The sequence below is a fragment of the Streptomyces sp. NPDC059874 genome, from assembly GCF_042731135.1.
Taxonomy (GTDB): domain Bacteria; phylum Actinomycetota; class Actinomycetes; order Streptomycetales; family Streptomycetaceae; genus Streptomyces.
In genome coordinates this window covers 1-2,629 of the sequence record NZ_JBHWJY010000180.1, presented here as the reverse complement: position 1 = coordinate 2,629, position 2,629 = coordinate 1, and the positions used below count along the sequence as shown (strand labels likewise).

Sequence of the window (2,629 nt, the reverse complement as noted above, 5' to 3'; positions counted from 1 at the left end):
ATTCCGGGGCGGGCCGCCTCTTCGCGTACGGGCCGTGCGCGCTACGGCACTCAGACCGTGGTGATGACCTGGTCGAACTCCAGGCGCGGGGAGCGCGGGAACCAGGCGTCCTCGCCCGGCTTGCCGATGTTGACGACCATGATCGGGGTGTGGTCGGCGTCCAGGAACTCCTTCTGGATGCCGGCGAAGTCGGCGCCGGTCATCGGGCCCGCGGCCAGACCGGCGGCGCGGACGCCCACGATGAAGTACGCGGCCTGCAGCGCGGCGTTGACCAGCGCGGACTGCTCGCGGACCGGGCGCTCGGAGAAGAACATGTCCTTGGCCGGCGGGAAGTGCGGCAGCAGGTGCGGGAGCTCCTCGTGGAACTCGTTGTCCGCCGCGAGGATCGCGACCAGCGGCGCGGCGGCGGTCTTGGCCTGGTTGCCCTCGGCCATGTGCTTCACGAGGCGCTCGCGGGCCTCGGGGGAGCGGACCAGCGTGATGCGCAGCGGGGTCCCGTTGAACGCGGTGGGGCCGTACTTCACCAGGTCGTAGATCGCCTGGACCTGCTCCTCGGTCACCGGCTCGTCGGAGAACGAGTTGGCGGTGCGGGCCTCGCGGAACAGCAGGTCCTGCGCGGCGGAGTCAAGAACGAGAGACATCGGAAAGCCTTCTTCCATACGGAAAAACAGTGGTGAAGCGATGTCCCAGACTCTACGGCCGAAGTAGATGAAATTTCAACTAACAGGGTTCGATGGTGGCCGGCATCACTCGCGCCCCCGCCCCGCCGGGCCCGCCTACTCGTCCCCGCCGGCCTCGGCCTGCTCACGCGCCGCCAGCGCCGAGTCCAGCCGGGCCCGGGCGCCCTCCAGCCAGTGCCGGCAGACCCTCGCCAGCTCCTCCCCGCGCTCCCAGAGCGCCAGGGAGTCCTCCAACGAGGTCCCGCCGGCCTCCAGCTTGCGGACGACCTCGATCAGCTCGTCACGGGCCTGCTCGTAACCCAGCGCGGTATCCGCCTCTGACATTCCCTTTTCCACCCTATGTGTGTAGTGCAACGGAACCGTTGCCTCAGTGTGTCGACGTGCTGACGTGCGTCCGTGCGGCTATTCGGAGGTGACGACCCGCACGGTGAACTCGCCCTCCGCCACCCGCGCCCGCAGCACCTCGTCCTCCGCGAGCTCCCGCGGCGAGCGCACCACGTGCCCGTCGGCCCGCTGGAGCACCGCGTACCCCCGCTCCAGAGTCGCCGCGGGCGACAGCGCCACCACCCGGGCGAGGGTGTGCGCGAGCTCCGAATCGGCCCGGTCCAGCAGGTGGCCCAGCGTGCGCCGGCTGCGGGCGAGCAGCGCGTCCAGCTCGTCCTCGCGGGTCTCCACCATCCGCTGCGGGTGTACGAAGACCGGCCGCGCGAGCGCGTGCGCCAGGCCCCGCTCCTCCCGGTCGAGCAGCCCGCGCACCGCGCGCAGCCCCCGACCCTGCAGCTGGCGCACGCGCTCCAGCTCCTCCCCGACGTCCGGGACGACCTTCTTCGCGGCGTCCGTGGGCGTGGAGGCCCGCAGGTCCGCGACGAGGTCCAGCAGCGGCGAGTCCGGCTCGTGCCCGATCGCCGAGACCACCGGGGTGCGGGCCGCCGCGACCGCCCGTACGACCTCCTCGTCGGAGAAGGGCAGCAGGTCCTCCACGCTGCCGCCGCCGCGGGCCACGATGATCACGTCGACCTCGTCGAGCGCGTCCAGTTCCTTGACCGCCTGGACCACCTGGGGCACCGCGTGCACCCCCTGGACGGCCACGTTCCGCACCTCGAAGCGGACCGCGGGCCAGCGGCGCCGGGCGTTCTCCAACACGTCGCGCTCGGCCGCCGAGGCCCGCCCGACCACCAGCCCGATCAGCTGCGGGAGGAACGGCAGCGGCTTCTTGCGCTCCAGCGCGAACAGCCCCTCCGCGGCCAGCGACCGCTTCAGCCGCTCCAACCGGGCCAGCAGCTCACCGATGCCGACGGGCCGTATCTCCGTGGCCCGCAGGGACAACTGCCCGCGCGGGGCGTACCACTCCGGCTTGGCCAGCAGGACGACCCGCGCGCCCTCCGAGACCACGTCCGCGACCTCGTCGAAGACCTGGCGGAAGCAGGTCACACTGACCGAGATGTCGTGCGAGGGGTCGCGCAGCGTCAGGAACACCACCCCCGCCCCCGGCCGCCGGGAGAGCTGCGTGATCTGCCCCTCCACCCACACCTGCCCGAGCCGCTCGATCCAGCCCCCGATGAGCCGGGACACCTGACCCACCGGCAGCGGCGCCTCGGCCGACGTATTCAGACCCATGCACGCAGGCTATCCGGCCCCGCTGACACCGCCTCAGGCGCGTACGGGGTGTCGCGGCCGGGCCCCGCCGGCGGTGCTGCCGGGCGCGCTGCCCCCGGACCCCCGCGCCTCAATCGCCGGCGGGGCTGGGGTGGTGCCCCCGGGCGGGGCCGGGCTGCCGGGTGCGGCGCCGTTGCGGGGGCTCTGCCCCCGCACCCCCGCGCCTCAAACGCCGGCGGGGCTGGGGGTGGTTTCCCCCGGGCGGGGTCTTGCCCTGTCGGGTTGGTCCGCGGTGTCCCTCCGGGGCGTCTCCTCGTCCTCGCGCACTGAGGGTCATCCCGGCTGCTGAGCCA

Annotated in this window: 3 protein-coding genes; all 3 read right to left on the bottom strand. The window is 72.9% G+C overall.

Annotation, left to right across the window (positions count from 1 at the left end; all coding sequences use genetic code 11):
• Positions 1-50 precede the first annotated feature (50 nt).
• The 3 genes from ACFV9H_RS41385 to xseA all read right to left on the bottom strand — a co-directional run bounded on the left by ACFV9H_RS41385 (position 51) and on the right by xseA (position 2,297).
• Positions 51-641: a malonic semialdehyde reductase gene (locus tag ACFV9H_RS41385; RefSeq protein WP_385409165.1), complete on the bottom strand. Its 591-nt coding sequence runs from the start codon at positions 639-641 to the stop codon at positions 51-53.
• Between the two features lie 135 nt (positions 642-776).
• A complete protein-coding gene (locus tag ACFV9H_RS41380) occupies positions 777-1,004 on the bottom strand; it encodes an exodeoxyribonuclease VII small subunit (protein WP_385409163.1) in 228 nt (75 codons plus the stop codon).
• A 78-nt stretch (positions 1,005-1,082) separates the two neighbouring features.
• Positions 1,083-2,297 carry an exodeoxyribonuclease VII large subunit gene (gene xseA / locus ACFV9H_RS41375; protein WP_385409162.1) on the bottom strand — a complete coding sequence of 405 codons (1,215 nt, stop codon included), beginning with the start codon at positions 2,295-2,297 and terminating at the stop codon, positions 1,083-1,085.
• Positions 2,298-2,629 lie beyond the last annotated feature (332 nt).

What these genes read in the sequence shown, in the direction of transcription:
- xseA (WP_385409162.1), bottom strand. Translation starts at nt 2,297, where the DNA reads ATGGGTCTGAATACGTCGGCCGAGGCGCCGCTGCCGGTGGGTCAGGTG.
- ACFV9H_RS41385 (WP_385409165.1), bottom strand. Translation starts at nt 641, where the DNA reads ATGTCTCTCGTTCTTGACTCCGCCGCGCAGGACCTGCTGTTCCGCGAG.
- ACFV9H_RS41380 (WP_385409163.1), bottom strand. Translation starts at nt 1,004, where the DNA reads ATGTCAGAGGCGGATACCGCGCTGGGTTACGAGCAGGCCCGTGACGAG.